The sequence below is a fragment of the Haloparvum alkalitolerans genome (assembly GCF_050122995.1).
In the GTDB taxonomy this organism is placed as follows: Archaea; Halobacteriota; Halobacteria; order Halobacteriales; family Haloferacaceae; genus Haloparvum; species Haloparvum alkalitolerans.
In genome coordinates this window covers 82,643-98,550 of the sequence record NZ_JBNLIA010000015.1, presented here as the reverse complement: position 1 = coordinate 98,550, position 15,908 = coordinate 82,643, and the positions used below count along the sequence as shown (strand labels likewise).

20 protein-coding genes are annotated in these 15,908 nt (G+C 69.0%); 10 read left to right on the top strand and 10 right to left on the bottom strand.

From position 1 onward, the window contains the following. Position 1: 1 nt before the first annotated feature. Both ACQE3L_RS14115 and ACQE3L_RS14110 read left to right on the top strand, forming a co-directional pair. Positions 2-964, top strand: a complete 963-nt coding sequence (locus tag ACQE3L_RS14115; RefSeq protein WP_426964506.1) for a carbohydrate ABC transporter permease — start codon at positions 2-4, stop codon at positions 962-964. Beyond that, positions 964-2,079: a sugar ABC transporter permease gene (locus ACQE3L_RS14110; RefSeq protein ID WP_426964505.1), complete on the top strand. Its 1,116-nt coding sequence runs from the start codon at positions 964-966 to the stop codon at positions 2,077-2,079. Before ACQE3L_RS14115 ends, ACQE3L_RS14110 begins: the two co-directional genes overlap by 1 nt. Positions 2,080-2,119: 40 nt before the next feature. Here ACQE3L_RS14110 and ubaA read toward each other — a convergent pair whose 3' ends face one another. Both ubaA and ACQE3L_RS14100 read right to left on the bottom strand, forming a co-directional pair. Then, positions 2,120-2,932 carry an SAMP-activating enzyme E1 gene (gene ubaA, locus ACQE3L_RS14105; RefSeq protein ID WP_426964504.1) on the bottom strand — a complete coding sequence of 271 codons (813 nt, stop codon included), beginning with the start codon at positions 2,930-2,932 and terminating at the stop codon, positions 2,120-2,122. A gap of 162 nt (positions 2,933-3,094) precedes the next feature. After that, a complete protein-coding gene (locus tag ACQE3L_RS14100; RefSeq protein ID WP_426964503.1) occupies positions 3,095-3,685 on the bottom strand; it encodes a 50S ribosomal protein L15e in 591 nt (196 codons plus the stop codon). A 286-nt stretch (positions 3,686-3,971) separates the two neighbouring features. Between ACQE3L_RS14100 and ACQE3L_RS14095 the strand changes: the two genes are divergently transcribed. Next, a complete protein-coding gene (locus ACQE3L_RS14095) occupies positions 3,972-4,199 on the top strand; it encodes a ribbon-helix-helix domain-containing protein (protein WP_426964502.1) in 228 nt (75 codons plus the stop codon). Beyond that, positions 4,196-4,918, top strand: a complete 723-nt coding sequence (locus tag ACQE3L_RS14090) for a queuosine precursor transporter (RefSeq protein ID WP_426964501.1) — start codon at positions 4,196-4,198, stop codon at positions 4,916-4,918. Before ACQE3L_RS14095 ends, ACQE3L_RS14090 begins: the two co-directional genes overlap by 4 nt. Before the next feature lie 111 nt (positions 4,919-5,029). Here ACQE3L_RS14090 and ACQE3L_RS14085 read toward each other — a convergent pair whose 3' ends face one another. Beyond that, positions 5,030-5,653 (bottom strand): methyltransferase domain-containing protein, encoded by a 624-nt coding sequence (locus ACQE3L_RS14085; protein ID WP_426964500.1) that lies wholly within the window; start codon positions 5,651-5,653, stop codon positions 5,030-5,032. A 156-nt stretch (positions 5,654-5,809) separates the two neighbouring features. Here ACQE3L_RS14085 and ACQE3L_RS14080 point away from each other — a divergent pair, with 156 nt between their 5' ends. From ACQE3L_RS14080 to ACQE3L_RS14060, 5 genes are all read left to right on the top strand, one after another. After that, complete coding sequence (locus tag ACQE3L_RS14080) at positions 5,810-6,514, top strand: DUF6663 family protein (protein ID WP_426964499.1); 705 nt, start codon at positions 5,810-5,812, stop codon at positions 6,512-6,514. 102 nt (positions 6,515-6,616) lie between these two features. Next, positions 6,617-7,204 (top strand): DUF420 domain-containing protein, encoded by a 588-nt coding sequence (locus ACQE3L_RS14075; protein ID WP_426964498.1) that lies wholly within the window; start codon positions 6,617-6,619, stop codon positions 7,202-7,204. A gap of 210 nt (positions 7,205-7,414) precedes the next feature. Then, positions 7,415-8,734 carry a M28 family peptidase gene (locus ACQE3L_RS14070; RefSeq protein WP_426964497.1) on the top strand — a complete coding sequence of 440 codons (1,320 nt, stop codon included), beginning with the start codon at positions 7,415-7,417 and terminating at the stop codon, positions 8,732-8,734. A 52-nt stretch (positions 8,735-8,786) separates the two neighbouring features. Continuing rightward, positions 8,787-9,509 carry an NAD(+)/NADH kinase gene (locus tag ACQE3L_RS14065; protein ID WP_426964496.1) on the top strand — a complete coding sequence of 241 codons (723 nt, stop codon included), beginning with the start codon at positions 8,787-8,789 and terminating at the stop codon, positions 9,507-9,509. A 55-nt stretch (positions 9,510-9,564) separates the two neighbouring features. Beyond that, positions 9,565-10,005 carry a DUF7313 family protein gene (locus ACQE3L_RS14060; protein WP_426964495.1) on the top strand — a complete coding sequence of 147 codons (441 nt, stop codon included), beginning with the start codon at positions 9,565-9,567 and terminating at the stop codon, positions 10,003-10,005. 294 nt (positions 10,006-10,299) lie between these two features. On the opposite strand, the gene ACQE3L_RS14055 is transcribed toward ACQE3L_RS14060, so the two are convergent. The 7 genes from ACQE3L_RS14055 to ACQE3L_RS14025 form a co-directional block, all read right to left on the bottom strand. Next, a complete protein-coding gene (locus tag ACQE3L_RS14055) occupies positions 10,300-10,569 on the bottom strand; it encodes a DUF7314 family protein (protein WP_426964494.1) in 270 nt (89 codons plus the stop codon). Beyond that, positions 10,562-11,008: a DUF7315 family membrane protein gene (locus ACQE3L_RS14050; RefSeq protein ID WP_426964493.1), complete on the bottom strand. Its 447-nt coding sequence runs from the start codon at positions 11,006-11,008 to the stop codon at positions 10,562-10,564. Before ACQE3L_RS14050 ends, ACQE3L_RS14055 begins: the two co-directional genes overlap by 8 nt. Positions 11,009-11,119: 111 nt before the next feature. Then, positions 11,120-11,884: a cytochrome b family protein gene (locus ACQE3L_RS14045; RefSeq protein ID WP_426964492.1), complete on the bottom strand. Its 765-nt coding sequence runs from the start codon at positions 11,882-11,884 to the stop codon at positions 11,120-11,122. Positions 11,885-11,888: 4 nt separating this feature from the next. Continuing rightward, a complete protein-coding gene (locus tag ACQE3L_RS14040; RefSeq protein ID WP_426964491.1) occupies positions 11,889-12,698 on the bottom strand; it encodes a cytochrome b in 810 nt (269 codons plus the stop codon). Between the two features lie 6 nt (positions 12,699-12,704). Continuing rightward, complete coding sequence (locus tag ACQE3L_RS14035) at positions 12,705-13,097, bottom strand: DUF7318 family protein (RefSeq protein WP_426964490.1); 393 nt, start codon at positions 13,095-13,097, stop codon at positions 12,705-12,707. Next, on the bottom strand, positions 13,097-13,726 hold the full coding sequence (locus ACQE3L_RS14030; RefSeq protein ID WP_426964489.1) for a plastocyanin/azurin family copper-binding protein: 630 nt from the start codon (positions 13,724-13,726) through the stop codon (positions 13,097-13,099). The genes ACQE3L_RS14035 and ACQE3L_RS14030 overlap by 1 nt, the downstream gene beginning before the upstream one ends. A 126-nt stretch (positions 13,727-13,852) precedes the next feature. Next, positions 13,853-14,632 (bottom strand): DUF7319 domain-containing protein, encoded by a 780-nt coding sequence (locus ACQE3L_RS14025; RefSeq protein ID WP_426964488.1) that lies wholly within the window; start codon positions 14,630-14,632, stop codon positions 13,853-13,855. 106 nt (positions 14,633-14,738) lie between these two features. On the opposite strand from ACQE3L_RS14025, the gene ACQE3L_RS14020 reads away from it, so the two are divergent. Further along, on the top strand, positions 14,739-15,224 hold the full coding sequence (locus ACQE3L_RS14020; protein WP_426964487.1) for a DUF7321 family protein: 486 nt from the start codon (positions 14,739-14,741) through the stop codon (positions 15,222-15,224). Positions 15,225-15,908: the final 684 nt, after the last annotated feature.

Sequence of the window (15,908 nt, the reverse complement as noted above, 5' to 3'; positions counted from 1 at the left end):
GATGGCGACGACCGACGTCGCACAGCACGTCCGCGAGTACGAGCTTCCCCGGTGGCTCAGTGACAACCTCGCGCTGTTTCTGGTGCTTCCCGGTCTGTTCTTTTTCCTGTCGTTCGTTGCGATCCCGCTCGTCTACCTGATCGGGCTCTCGTTTACTGACGCTGCGCTCTCGACGATGTTCCAAGACGCGCCGGGCCTGTGGGGAACCGTGTTCGGGGAGGCCGATTTCGTCGGCTTCGCGAACTACGCGGAACTGCTGTCCGACAGCCAATTCTACCGATCGTTCGGCATCACCTGGCTCTTCGTCGCGACGAGCGTGGTCGGGAAAGTGTTGCTGGGCGTCGGGATCGCGATGGTCCTGACACACCACTGGGTCCGCGGAAAGCGGCTCATGCGTGCACTCGTCATTCTCCCGATGGGACTACCGAACATCTTCACGATCACCATCTGGCGCGGCGCCTTCTCCTCGGCGCAGTTTGGTCTCGCGAACCAGCTTCTGGCCTTCTTCGGGATCGACCCGATAGCGTGGTTCAGCGACAGGTGGCTCGCCTTCTTCACGTACAACGTGACGGAGATGTGGCTCGCGTACCCGTTCCTCGTGATCATCACCGTGAGTGCTCTCCAGAACGTACCGACTGAGCTTCACGAAGCGGCGAAGGTCGACGGGGCCGGATTCCTGAGTCGGTTCCAGCACGTGACCATGCCCGCGATCAAGCGACCGGTAATGTTCGCCTCGATCCTCACTGCAGCCGCATCGTTCCAGCAGTTCCTGATCCCGTTCATCTTCAACCGGGGCGGACCGGCGCGGGCGAACGAACTCGTGTTGCTGTACGGCTACCGCGAAGCGTTCGAGTTCCGTGAATTCGGTGAAGGCTCGGCGATCATGCTTACCGCCGTGGCCATCATCGGCCTGTTCATGATCGTGGCCGCAACAAAAGGCGATCTCGCGGAGGGGGCCCACTGATGTCACTCCTGTCCGCAATCGCCGGCCAGATCCGTGACGACCTCGAAGCGATCCCCGAGGCGGTCGCCGACTGGTACCACAAGAGCCAGTACAAGATCGACCTCTATCGGCGTGGAAAGATCGGCTTCTCGCAACTGGTCGCGCCGGTGGTCTCGTCGCTCGGCGCGCTGGTGCTGGTGGCGGGACTCATGTTCCCCGTGTACTGGATCGCGCTGGCGGCGCTGTCCGGAGAGGGGGCGTCCCTGTACTCCTCCAGCGGTTTCAGAGTGATCCCCGACGGGTTCAACCCGGTGCTTCTGGTGACCGAGGGCGACCTCTGGATGGGGATGGATCTCTCCGCGTTCGTCTGGGTCATCGGCGACGTGGTGATACCGAGCCTCCGCGTCTCGATCCCGTTCACCGACCTCAGCGTCGTGACGAGCGAGACGACGCTGTTCCGAGCGGCCGACTACGGTGTCGAGAACCCCTCCGACTTCACGACGTACGCGTGGAACTCCCTGACGGTCGCGATCCCGACGGTTATCATGGCGATGATCGTCATCGTTCCCGCCTCCTACGCACTCTCCCGCAGAGAGTTCCTCATGCGGAGGAAGGTGCTGTACGGATACATCCTGTTCACGCAGGTCGGCGGCGGACTCGGGCTGGCGATGCTCATCGCCGTCTTCGCCATCTTCGCCGGGCTCGACCTGACCAACAGCAAGTTCGCGCTGGCGGTGTACTACGCCGCGATGGCGGTGCCGTTCAACACGTGGCTGCTGAAGACGTTCATGGACTCGATCCCGCCCTCCTACGAGGAGGCGGCGGTAATGGACGGCGCACCGCCGTGGCGCGTCGTCTGGGAGATCATCCTCCCGCTGTCGAAGGCCGGCCTCGCGGCCGTCTTCATCTTCGTCTTCCTCGCAGGATGGATGGAGTTCATCGTCGCACAGACCGTGCTTCGGCCGGAGAACTACACCCTCCCGGTCGGCCTGTTCGCACTGATCGACGAGTACTCGGTGCCGTGGGCGCGCTTCTCGGCGTTCGCGCTGACGTTCGCGGCGCCGGTGATGTTCGTCTACCTGTTCGCGCAGCGGTACATCGAGTCCGGGCTCTCGTTCGGCGGCATGGAAGGCTGAGCCGCCGACCGCGCCCCGTTGTGGTCCGCTTTTTCTCCGCTCAGTCCGCGTCGATCCGACAGCCCGCAGAGTAGTCGATCCCGTCCAGCGTCGTGATACCCCCCTCGCCGCAGGTCGGACAGTCGGGATTCCGCTGGTACGGCACCGTCTCGAAGCTCATCTCCATCGCGTCGTAGAACAGCAGGCGACCCTCGAGCGGCTCGCCGGCGTCGAGCAGGAGCTTCACCGCCTCCGTGGCCTGGATGCAGCCGACGGTCCCCGGGAGCACGCCGAGCACGCCGGTCGCGGCGCAGTCCGGTACCGTCCCCGGCTCCGGCGCCTCCGGAAACAGGCACCGGTAGCAGGGCCCCTCGGGCGTCAGCGTCGTGACCTGCCCCTCGAACTTGTAGATGGCGCCGTGCGCGACGGGGACGCCCTCGATGCGCGCGGCGTCGTTGACGACGTACCGCGTCGAGAAGTTGTCCGCGCAGTCGACGACCACGTCCCGGTCGGCGATCAGTTCGCGGGCGTTGCCCGCGTCGAGGCGGGTCTCGTGGGTCACCACGTCCACGTCCGGGTTGAGCGCCTCCACGTAGCGGCGGGCCGACGCCACCTTCGGCTCGCCCACGTCCGCGTCCGCGTGGACGACCTGTCGCTGGAGGTTCGACCGTTCGACGACGTCGTCGTCGACGAGGTGGATCTCCCCGACGCCGGCGGCCGCGAGGTACTGGATGACGGGCGCGCCGAGCCCGCCCGCGCCGAGCACCAGCGCCGAGGCCTCGAGCAGGCGCTTCTGTCCCTCCGGGCCGACCTCGTCCATGATGATGTGTCTGGAGTAGCGGTCGAGCTGCGTCGCGTCGAGCGAGAGGGTCATACCGACACGTTCGGAACTGGCGGAGTTAAGGCTGCGGGAGGCGCGCACGCGTGGCGCGGGAGCGCGGCCGGGCCGCCACGGACGCACCGCGGGGGACGGTACGGTCGCTCACGGGGTGAGAAATGGAAGACGGTTCCGCGGCGGTGAGCCGCGCGGAGCGGCTTACTTGCCGCGGCGGCGGTCGCCCGAGATGGACGGCCGCGTGTGCTCGGTGCCCTTGCCGCGCTGGTTCTGGCCGCGACCCTTACTGCCGGCCGAGGTGAGTCCGCGGAAGGCGCGACCCCGGTGGTCGTCGTCGCAGATCCAGTTGAGGTCGTCGTCGTTCTCGATCGCGGGGTGAGCGGGGTCCACGAGGATCACTTCGTGCCACTTCTGGGAGCCGTCCTCACCGACCCAGTAGGAGTTGAGCACGCGCAGGTTGCGGTACTTCCGCGAGGCGCGCTCCTCCGAGATGCGCTGGATCGACTTGCGTCGCGAGAGGCGGTTCACGCCCTGTCGCTTCGACCGGCGGCCGGCGGTGAACCGCTCCTTGCGCGAGCCACCCTTGCGGACGGCCACGCGGGCGACGATGACGCCCTGCTTCGCCTTGTAGCCCAGCTCGCGGGCCTTGTCGAGGCGGGTGGGGCGCTCGATGCGCTCGATGGCGCCCTGTTCGCGCCACTCCTGTTTGCGCTGCCACTGCAGTTCGGCGAGCTTCCCCTCCTTGGGGGAGCGCCACGCTTCCTTGATGTGCGAGTAGAAACTTCGTGCCATAGTGTTGTCCACGGACGCTTCCGATTCAGTCCTGGCGGCGCGCGCCGCGTTCCGGACCACATTTCGTCCCGTCCTCCGGCCGCGAGGCGGCCGGGAGCGGCGGGTGCCCGCTGGACGCCCGTACCAGCGAGTTGTCGGGTCTACCCGGCGAACCGTTTTAACCACTTCGCATCCGCGCGAGCGTGCGGGACGACCCCACGCCCCGCGAGCCGAAGTTCCGCGGGGGCTCCGAACCACCCGACACGGCGACCGTACCGCTTAACTATTCTTCAGAGAATACCCGGCCATGAGCAAGATAAGCGTCGAGATCCCCGACGAGCTGCTCGCGGACCTCGACGAGCACGTCGGCGAGGACGGGAAGTTCGTGAACCGGAGCGACGCCGTGCGGGCGTCGATCAGGAAGACGCTGGACCTGCTGGACGAGATCGACGAGCGCCACGGGCGGCTGGAGGACGAGGCGGCGGACGGGAGCGCCGGCGACGCGACGGACGCCGGCCCGGAGGACGCCGAATGAGTCGGGCGGACGGGTCGGGCGGTCCGGGCGTCGCGCCCGGCACGACGCCGGTCGACCGCGCCGCGGTCGCGCAGGTCGGCCTCGTGGCGCTGTTCGTCACGGCGCTGGCGACCGCACAGCTGACCGCGGCCAAGATCCTCGCGTTCCCCCTGCCGTTCGGACTGCCCGCGGTCGGCGCCGAGATCATGCTCCCGGGCGCGGCGCTGGCGTACGCGCTCACCTTCTTCGCGTCGGACTGCTACGCGGAGCTGTACGGCCGCCGCGCCGCGCAGGTGATGGTGAACGTCGCGTTCGCGATGAACTTCGTCGTGCTCGCGCTGGTGTGGTCGACGCTCGCGGCCCCGGCCGCGAACCCCGAGTTCGCGGACACCTTCGCGGCCGCGCTCGCGCCCGCGACGAACATCGTCGCCGGGAGCCTGCTGGCGTACGTCGTCAGCCAGAACTGGGACGTGGTCGTCTTCCACGCGATCCGCGAGCGCACCGACGGCGACTACCTCTGGCTGCGCAACGTCGCCTCCACCGCGAGCAGCCAGGCCATCGACACGGTCATCTTCGTCGGCGTCGCGTTCGTCGCCGCCCCCGCCCTGTTCGGCATCGGCGACGCGCCCCCGACCGCGGTCGTGGTCGGCCTCGTCGTCGGGCAGTACCTGCTGAAGCTCCTGATCGCGCTCGTCGACACGCCGTTCGTCTACCTCGTCGTGGGCGCGGTGCGGGAGTAGTCGAGACGCCGCGAGCCGGCGCAACCGGGAGACGGAAAAGCGCCCCCGCAGGGACAGAAAAGCGCCCCCGCAGGGACAGAAAAGCGCCCCGGCGAAAGCGGGCGTCTCGCGCTACTCCTCGGAGACGGTCGCGACGGTCGTGATCGCCTTCGGGCTGCCGGGTTTGGCCTGCTGGATGTGGTGTTCGAACTCCTCGTAGCCGGCGGCCTCGAACATGCGGTCGGCCTCCTCGGCGTCGTAGAACAGCATGATCGCGTCGGCGACCTTCCGCATCAGCTTGGAGTTCGGGTAGTCCGGACCGACGACGAGGACCGTCGCACCGGGCTTGGCGACGCGGCGGATCTCCCGGAGCCCCTCGACCGGTTCGGGCCAGTACTCGATGGAGCCGGACGACCAGACGGCGTCGAAGGAGTCGTCCGCGAACGGGAGCCGTTCGGCGTCGCCGCGGTAGAAGTGCACGCGGTCGCGCCTGCCGAACTTCTCGAACGCCTTCTCCATCTGGTGGACGCTCTGGTCGAGCCCGTGCACGTCGTCGGTGTACCGCAGCAGGCCCTCGGTGCCGAAGCCGGTGCCACAGCCCACGTCGAGCACGCGGTCGCCCTCCTGCACGTCGAGCCACTCCAGCGCCTCGTCGCGCATCGCCTCGTTCCAGACGAAGGGGTTGATCCGGTCGTACACCTTCGAGAGGTACTTGTAGAACAGGCGGGCCCGGGCCTTGTCCTCGAGGAGTCCCATCGCGCGTTCGTTGGGGCGGCCGGCCCATAACGGTGCGGATCCGGGGCGGCCGCCGGTCCGTCCGCGCGGACGAGCCGCTCAGTCGGGCGAGGCGGCTCCCGGTCCGACCGGTCCGACTCCGACCCCCTTATCCGCCCTGACGGTCTACGCGTCCCCATGCAACCGACCACGGAGGGCCGGTTCCGGGTGCTCGACGAGCGCGAGGCCGAGGGGACGTTCGTGCTCGTGGAGCTGCCCGACGAGCCGGGGCCGGTCGACCCCACCGAACCGGACGCGGAGGCGGCCTACGACCGCGTCCACGTCGACGCCGAGGGGTACGCGGGCGACCTCGGGGCGACCGTCGGGGCGCTTCGCCCGGGTTACGTCGTCGCGGCGACGCTGGCGTGGGACGACGGCGACGCGCGCTTCGAGGCGGTCGAAGTGGAACGCGAGACGCGGATCGAGGTCGCCGACGGCGTGACGGGGATGTTCGACGCCGCGACCGAGGCGTGGCAGGCCGCGCGCGCGAACGGCGAGGCGATGACCTCGCTGACGACACGGGGACAGGACGGCGACCCCAACGGCGCGCTCTACTGCTTCGCGGACCCGCCGGGCCGCGACCTGCTCGCGGACCTCCGGGACGGAACGGTCCCCCTCGAACCGCTGATCGCCCGTGTGAACGCGCGGCTCGACGACGGCCGGCCGCGTGCGGTGTTCCTGATGCGCCCCGACGCGTACGACTACGTCGCGGTGTACGTCGTCTTCGCGCGCGAGGGCGTGCTCGCGAGCACGATCCGCGACACCTACGACATCCGGTCGGGGCTGGTCGACCAGCTCGGCGCCGCCGGCGAGGACGCCGGCGTCTACGGCGACGACCCCTGACGGGAGGGAGCGTCCCCGAGATCGCCGTCGGCCGGACGCCCGCCGGCAACTCGTCCCGCGTCGAACCCGAAGACGGATTATGCGTCCGGCCCAATCCCGACCATGGCTTCCTCCGGCACGACGACGTGGGCGAAGCGGCACCCCGGAATCCTCACCGCGCTGCTGACCGTCGTGGGGTACGGCGTCGTCCTCGGCGTCTTTCTCGTCCCCTCGTTCGCGGCGCTTTTTCCCGACCTCTCGCGTGAGACGGTGAACCTGCTGACCCACGCCATCGCCGTCGTCAACACGATGACCGTGGCCACGCTCGTGCTCGGGTGGTACTGGATCCGGCAGGGGGAGGTGCGAAAGCACGCGGCCGCGATGTCGACCTCGTTCGCGCTCATCCTGCTGTTCCTCGGCATCTACGTGCCGCGCGTCGCGGGCGGCGGGACGAAGCGATTCGCCGGCCCGGAACTGGTCTCGTACGCCTACTTCCTCATGCTCGCGGTCCACATCCTGCTGTCCATCCTCGCGGTGCCCGTGGTGCTGTACGCCATCATCCTCGGGATCATTCACAGCGAGCGCGAACTCCGGACGGAGACGCCCCACGCCCGCGTCGGCCGGATCGCGGCCGGCTCGTGGGTGCTCTCGCTCGTGCTCGGCGTGATCACGTACCTGCTTCTCAACCACGTCTACGCGTACACCTACTGAGTCGTCGTCCGCGGTCCGAGGCCCGATAGCCCGCCGCAACCGACGCCTCCCCCGACCCTTTTCACGGAGAGCAAGGCAGACGCCCCGTGCGCCAGCGTCGCCCCCGGCGCGGAGCGCGGACTCCGGCACGGCCGCGCCGCGGGGTCGGGGATCCCGTGTCGGCTGTCCGCCACCGAAACCCTTAGCGGCGCGCCCCCGAGACCGGGAGCCATGACCGACTGGATCGGCGAGACGTTCACGAGCACCGTCGGCTGGGACCACCTGGAGACGCTCGTCGGCATCGGCGACCGCATGGCCGGTTCCGCGGGCGAGCGGGCGGCGCTGGAGGCGACCCGAGACGCCTTCGCGGACGCGGGCGCCCGGAACGCGCGCATCGAGGAGTTCGACCTGCAGGGCTGGGAGCGCGGCGACTCCGCGATCGCGGTGAACGGAACGCCCGTCGCCGACCGCGCCCACGAGTGTATCGCGCTGCCGCGCAGTCCCTCCGGCGAGGCGACCGGCGAGTTCGTCGACCTCGGCTACGGCCTCCCGTCGGACTTCGAGGAGACCGACGTGGCCGGCAAGGTCGTAACCGTCTCGACCACCGTCCCCGACGACTTCGACCGGTTCATCCACCGCCGCGAGAAGTACTACTACGCGGTCGAGGGTGGCGCCGCGGCGTTCGTCTTCACGAACCACGTCGACGGACAGCTCCCGCCCACCGGGAGCGTCGGCTCCGAAGCGGCGCCGATCGGCGAGATCCCCGCGGTCGGCGTGAGCAAGGAGACCGGGGCTCGCCTCGTCCGCGAACACGAGGGCGAGACGGCGACCGTAAGCGTCGACTGCGCGGTGCCGGAGGCGACCAGCGGCAACGCCGTCGCCGAACTCGGCCCCGACACGGAGGAGTACCTCGTCGTCTCCTCGCACGCCGACGCCCACGACATCGCCGAGGGCGCGATGGACAACGGCGCCGGCACGGCGACGATCGTCGAGGTCGCCCGCGCGCTCGCCGCCCGCGAGGACGAACTCGACACGCGCGTGAAGCTGACCGCCTTCGGCGCCGAGGAGGTTGGACTGGTCGGGTCCGGAATCGCGGCCGAGGCGGCCGACCCAGCGGCCGTCCGCGCGGTCGTCAACGTCGACAGCAACGTCTTCGGACGCACGCTGAAGCTCGATCACCACGACTTCGACGAGCTCGAGGCGGCGGCCGACCGCGTGAGCGACCGCTTCGACCACCCGGTCTCGACGAGCGGCGAGCTGGTTCCCCACAGCGACCACTGGCCGTTCGTGAAACGCGGGATCCCGGGCTACATGGTCTCGGGCGAGACCGAGGACCGCGGCCGCGGGTGGGGCCACACACACGCCGACACGCTCGACAAGCTCGAGTCGCGCAACCTCCGTGAGCAGGCGATCCTGCTGACCGAGCTGGTCGTCGACCTCGCCGGCGCGGACGTGCGCGTCGAGCCGCGCGACACCGCCGCGATCGCGGCCGCGCTGGAGGAGGAGAACAAGGCCGAGGGGATGAAGGTCACCGGCGACTGGCCGTTCTAGCGTACCCGCTGCGTCCCGCGGTCTTTTTGCCGCCCCCGCCAGAGGGACGATTATGAATCAGCCGGGTACGCAGTTCGTCGAGATAGCCGTCCTCGGCGGCGACGACGCTCTTCGGACCGCGGTCCGCGAGGCGGGCGGATCGGTCGTCCGAACGGCCGACGCGGACGCCGTCGTCGCCGCGGGCGAGCCGGCGCTCCGCGAGGCGACCGAGACGGTGGCTGGAACGCCCATCCTCCCGGTCGATGTCGGCGACTCTCCCCATTCGGTACCTCCGCAGCGCGCGCCGACGGCCCTGGATCGCCTGATCCGCGGCGAGGGGCGCGTCGTGTCCCACCCGCGCCTCACGGCCACGGTCGCCGGGGAGACGGTTGGCGACGCGCTCCTCGACGTGACGCTCGTCACCGGCGACCCGGGGCGGATCTCCGAGTACGGCGTGACGCTCGAGGGCGACCGCCTCGACAGCTTCCGGGCCGACGCGGTCGTCGCAGCCACGCCGCTGGGGAGCGGCGGCTACGCGGCGGCCGCCGGCGGCGCCAAGCTCGCGGCCGACACCGGGCTGATCGTCGTCCCGATCGCGCCGTTCGAAACCCGGTCGGACACGTGGGTGGTTCCGGACCGCGTGACCCTGACCGTCGAACGCGACGAGGGACCCGTCGAGCTCGTGGTCGACGATGAGGTCCGGCGGACCGTCCCCGCACACGAGCCGGTCGAGGTGACGGCCGGCGGGGACGTGCCCCTCGTGCGCGTGCCGTCGGGCGCGCCGTCCGCCGAGTAGCTCGCCGGGGGAACGATTGGAAAAGCTCTAAAGAGTCGTGGTCCGACTATCCGGTATGGACCCACTGCAGTTCCTCGTCCCGCTCGGCTGGATCGAGGTGGTCGGGCCGGTGCTGCCGTTCGCCATTCTCGTCCTGGCACTCGCCAACGTGGCGACGCGCCACCTCGCCCACGCACAGCACGTGGAACAGGCCGAGTCGTCCGACAGCGTCGACCGGTTCCTGCCCCACGTCTTCACGAACGTCGGCCTCGTCCTTCTGAGCAGCCTGTTCACGCTGTATCAGGCCACCGGCGGCGTCCTGCTGACGACGTTCGCCGTCACCGTGCTCATCGCCGACGTGTTCGAGTTCGAGGCGCGGAACCTCGAGGCGCGCAACGACATGACCATCGAGCGCCCCAAAAGCGCCATCGCCGCGTCGTCGCTCGTGCTGCTGTACGCCGCCTACTACGTCCTCACGGCGCTGAACGCGACTTTCTGGTCGTCGCTGTTCGCCTGAACCTCGCGCCCCTTCTTCCGCCCGTTCGACCGTCGTGGTCCCGCGTGACCGACCCGTCGTTCTCGGAGTTACCGTTCCTCGTCACTGTCCGGCACCTCGACAGGGTCAGCCGCTTCGTTCGTCCTGGTCGTCACGACCTGCTCGCGCCGACTGCCGAACGAACCGGCCGATGAGCTCGCGGCGTTGCGGCCGACAGCGGAGCGGCCGGCGGCGGAGCAGCGGAGCGGCCGGCACGGGCAGCGCCACGGCTCCGGACCTCGGCTGGACCACAAAAGGGGACCGCAGGCCGCTGCGTCAGTTCGACGCGTCGGCGCGGCTGCGGCGAAGCTCGCGGAGCGCCGGGATGATCACCCAGAACGTGAGCGGGCCGAGGACCATCAGCCAGAAGAACAGGTCGCTCGCGAAGATTGCGACCGCGTCGTAGATCCCGTTCGGCTCCGGCGGTTCGACGGTGAGCTGCTGGATCCGCTCGAACGAGGGCGTCCGGTACCAGCCGGCGAAGAAGAACCAGCCGAGGGCCCCCACCATCGAGATGGCGAACCCCTTCATGAATTCGTCAGCCATTGTCTGAGTCTTCGGCGGAGTCCTCTTGAGACTTTCCCATTCCCTGAGCGCGGAACCGGGTTCCCAGGACGTACACGGCCGAGCCGAAGGTGATCGAGGCGAGACCCGCGACCGCGAGCACGGCGGTCAGCGTGTCCGCGGGCGGTGTGACCCCGACCGCGGTCAAAAGCCCCGTCAACAGCCGCCGAAGCGTGCTCGTCTGGAGCGTCGCGGCGTCTAAGAGTAGGAAGCCGAAGATGAACGTCACGACCGCGATGAGCGTCGAGAAGACGGTCACGACCTTGTACAGCGACAGCGGGACGACCACCTCGCGGCCGCCCGGTCCCTCGCGGGCCCCCACCGGCTCCGGTTCGGGGCGCTCCTCCTTGGGGAGGGGGTCGCCAGTTTCGTCGTCGCGTCGCTCGTCGGCGCCGGTCGGATCGGATGACGGTGGGGCCATGAGGAACGTGGTGCGGGAACGGCGGGTAGTGGATAGGGGACGGCGGGTCGTGACGGAGTCACGCCGGCCGCGCCGGGCGGTCGTCGCTCGTCACGGTGCGTCGTGCGGGCGCTACTTCGGCGGGCGCAGCCGGTAGTAGCGCTTGTTGAGGTCGTACATGTACCCCTCGCGCATCGTCTTGAGGACGGCGTAGGTCAGGATCGCCGCGACGATGGGCAGGGTGAACGTGAGCGTGAGCAGCAGCTCGAGCTCGAACGGGAAGAAGTTCTGGATGGCCAGCGCCGCCAGCGTGAACGACAGCACGACGCCGGAGATGCCGACCGCGGACCAGAACGGCTGCTCGACCGGCCGCCGCGCGCTCCCCTTGTTGAGGAACGGCACCAGCGCGAGGATCCCAAAGATGACCCCGTGGGCGGCGACCCCGTAGAACTGGTCGGAGAGGACCTTCTCACCGCCGAGCACCGCCAGCTCGGGGTTGATGGGGTTGAGCTTCAACAGCCCGAACGACCAGTAGAGGTACCAGTCCGGCAGGATGACCGCGGGCGTGGAGTTCGGGTTCGCCGGGTTCATGAACTCGGGCGGCAGCGCCGCGGCCACGAGGATGATGATCCCGACGAAGAAGCTCGTGATCGCGAGGTTGCGGATCGTCTCGTGGGGCCACGTCGGGAAGCCGAGCACGTCGCGCTCGACGTAGTCGGACTCCTGCCGGAGGTCCTGGTCCTCGCGGCGGGAGCGCTCGAAGTACTCGTAGGTGAGCCGCGAGAGGCCGCGGCTCCGCTCCTTGCGTTCCGTCCAATCGGGCGTCTCGTCGTCGGGCGGAACGATGCCCGTCCCGCCGTCGGTTCTGATCTCGGTGGTGTCGTCTGATTCGGTCATTGGCTTAGTGGGGTTCCGCGATGCCCTGCACCCAGACGATGCCGACGTGGAGCGCGATGAGCGCCGTCACCACGAACGGCAGCAGGAACACGTGCAGGATGTACATTCTCACGAGCGTCGCCTGTCCGAGCGTGAAGCCGCCGAACACGAGCTGTGCGGCCCACTCGCCGACGAGCGGCGTCGCCAGCGCCATCTCGACGCCGATCTGTCCGGCCCAGAACGAGAGCTGGTACCACGGGAGCAGGTAGCCGGTGTACCCGAACAGCAGGGTGAGGCCGATGAGGACGATACCGAGCACCCAGTTGACCTCGCGGGGCTCCTTGTACGCGCCCGTGAAGTAGACGCGCAACATGTGGAGGAACACCGCGGCGACCATGAACTGGGCCGCCCAGCGGTGGATCCCGCGGAGCATGAGGCCGAACTGCACGTCCTTCATGATGCTCTCGACGGAGATCCACGCGGCGGTCGGGTCCCCCGCCGCCGCGGCGCCCGCGGTCGAGGGGGAGTAGTAGAACCCGAGCAGCGCGCCCGAGACCGCCGCGACGAGGTACGCGATGATCGAGAGGGACCCGAGCGAGTAGAGCGGGTACCAGTACCAGAACTTGTTGTCGAGGTCGTACTGTTCCGTGTGGCTCTTCGGCATCTGCAGGTTGACGCGGTAGTACATCGTCTCCAGCAGTTCGAGGTAGTCGACGATGCGCAGCCGCTTGTCGAGCCAGATGAGCGTGGTGAGGAAGGCCGTCTCGACGGGCGTCAGGTCCTTCCGCTTGAGCCACGCGTCGTGGTCGAAGTCGTCTTTCTTTTCGAGGCTCATTGGTCGTTACCGTTTGTAGTAGGGGTAGATCGCTCGTTTCACCGTGTCCCAGGCCGCCTCGCCGTCAGCGAGACTGGTGCCGTCGGCGTCCTCCTCGCGGACGTAGAGGTCCTCCCACTTGCGGCGGCGCTTCTTGACCACCATCACGTCGGGGAGGAACTCCTTGCGGTACAGAAGCAGGATGAACGCCAGGTCGATGAAGATCAGCGCCAGCAGGCCGCCGACGAACTGGTTGCCGAACAGGGTCGACGCCCACGCGGACATCAGCCCGTAGACGAACAGGAAGACCAACGCGATCTCGATGATCGTCAGCAGGACGATCCCGATCGCGGCGGCGGTGCTCTCGCGGGCGGGCTCGTAGCGGTGGATGTCGCCGTAGGAGGAGGTGTCCCCCGCCATCAGCGCCTCCCGTGCCCGGCGTGGGCGGTTTCACCGTACTTCAGCGCGTAGAACGTGAACACGATCGTCAGCGAGATGCCGACCCCGGAGACGAGGCCGACCCAGTGCGGATGGAGCGGGACGCCGATGTCGTGGATGTCCTCGGGCCAGCCGTTGCTCGGGCCGCCGACCTCCACGGTGGGGACGTCCTCGCCGACCGCGATCCCGCCGTGCATGCCGGTCGAGGAGTGCGGGTCACACTGGTAGTGGGTGATTCCCGCGTCCTCCTCGCTGGTCTCGTACTCGAAGGTGTGCCCCTCCTCGCCGACGATCTCGCTCTCGAAGGACGCGGGGCCGTCGACCGCGTGCACGTTGTGGTCGCCGCCCGCACCGACCCACTCCCAGATGATCGTCGTTCCGGGGTCGACCCAGATCTTGGTCGGGTCGAACGCCAGCCCGTCGCCGGCACCGACCGAGACCGTCACTTCGTCCTGTCCGCGGGCGTCGAGATAGGTGTTGACGTTGCCCTCCACGGCGCTTGGCCAGTCGGGCTGTACCTCCTGGGCTGCCGCCGTCCCGGCCGCAGCGGAGGTAGCCGCGGCCGCGGCCGTCGCCCCGCCGGCCGTACGCATAAAGTCCCGCCGTTTCATACGGTCAGAAGTCAGGACGGCCTGCGCTTAAACCCACCGACTATCGCCGGTCGTCGGGACGACGCGCTCGCGGCTCAGTACGGCGTTCTCGGCGGTCTGGGTGCCGCCGCGGGCCGGCCGGATCGGTCAGCGATCCGCCCCCGAGTCGCCCCCCTCCTCGACACCCTCGGGGAGGTACCCCTCGCGCTCCTCGGCAGCCTGCAGCGCGCGGAGTCGCTCGCGGTACTCCTCGGAGCGAAACCGGTCCGAGAGCCGGGCGTTCGCGACCGTCGAGAACAGGAACAGTCCCGCGAGCGCGAACAGCCCACCGACCAAGGGCGCGAAGAGGGTCTCCACGCCGAGGAAGAGCCACGCCCCGACGAGCGCCACGCCCGCCAGCAGCTGCGTCCCGGCGATGGCCTGCATCATCAGGTTCCCGAGCTCGCCGGAACCGCTCTCGACCTCCTCGGGGTCCGGTAGCTCCCAGTTCTCGGGCGGCGTCGGCGGATCGTAGCTCTCCATCGAACAGAGCACGACCGTGGGCTCGATTTCCTGTAACACGGTGCCGCGGCCGCGCACCTCGCCGGTCGGTCGGACGACCGCGTACCCCTCGTCCGAGTAGAGCACCAGTCGCTCCTCGTCCTCCTCGACGATCCGGTCGAGCACGCCGAACACCTCGCGGCTCGCGATCCGGGACTGGAGCGTCCGCTCCACCCGGTCGAGGAGCTCGGGTCCGGTGATCCACGTGTCGGCGTCGAAGACGGCCTCCCATTCGTCGCCCGTCATCGACGCCATGTCCGCGGGGCCGAACTCCTCGAAGTCGTACGTCTCCTCCACCTCGCGCCGGAGGGCTTCGAGGTCGGCGTCCTCGTCCGCGGCCGGGCCGGCGTTCCCCGCGCCCTCACCGGACGGGTCGGTGTCGGTCATTGGCGGGCGTACGGGACGCGCAGGGTAACCGTTTTCGTCCTCCCGCCGGACCGCATCGGGCGGAACCGGGAGGCTTTACGCGCCCGCCCACCAACCGCCACGGTAGATGGCCGAGATGCCCCTCGCCGCGGCCGTTACCGCCCTCGCCGTCACCGCGAGCCTCCCCTTCTTCCTCTACGGCGCGTGGGTGATGATCGACGCCGAACTGGTCACGTGGGACCTGCTGATCTACCACCTCAAGTTCGTGGTCACGGGGCTGGTGCTCACGACGGTCCCGCTCGTCGGGTGGATGCTCCCGCGGCTGTTCGAGCAGCTCTCCGGGCTCGCCGCGGTCCACGCGTTCCTCGGCCTGCAGGCGTACGCCCTCCTGACGTTCGCACTCACCGGCATCGTCCGCATCTTTCAGGCGAAGCGGGACGCGGACCTCTACGACGACCCCGCGGCCGAGGCGACCGCGGACATCGACGAACTCCACGAGAACATGAGCCACTGGCGAACCCGCCTCCGCGTCGGCGTCTTCGGCTTCACGCTGCTGTGGATCCTCGCGTGGATCTCGGGGCTCTACCGGTTCTACCTGCTGTACGTGGCGTGAGACTATGGCGTTGTGAGTGGGGTTGGTGTTGCTCGTCACTGCGTTTGTGACTGTTCCGTGACTGGTGGCAGCCTCACTACTGGTGACAGCAACACCTCGAAAGCCCCAGCCGGCTCGACCGGCCGCGCCTCGCTGTCGTCCGAAAATCGGAGATTTTCGGGATGACGAAAGAGCTTTGCTCTTTCGAACCACGCTCCTCGAACAGTCGCGGCGACACAGGGTCGCCGCGGGACTGCGGTGCTTACGTCGTCGGGGCCGGACCGAGCCGGCTGCCCCTTTCAGTCCCACCCACCGCCCCGCGACCGCACAGCACCGCAGCCTCACGCCTCCCCAGCCTCGGCCGCGGGCCGGCCGCGAAACCGCAGCGCAGGCGGCCGGCCCGCGCCCTCCCTCGCACGGTCGCGGCGACACGCGTTGCGGTCGCCGCGGCGCGCGCCGACCGCGCCACCGCGGGACGAACGTTTTTCGCGTATTAGGCAGAACTCCCGCCGTGAGTGCAGCCTGATCGCTCGTTCTTCGACACGTCGGCTCGCCGGCTGTCCCGCGCTTGGCGCGCGCGAGCAACGCGCGCGAGGGAAGCCCGCCCGCGGCCGGAGCAACGCGAAGGCCGCGGGCGGCTGAGGCTGGGGAGGTGTGAGGCCACGCGTGCCTCGACAGCCGGTATCGAGAACCACCGATCGACCG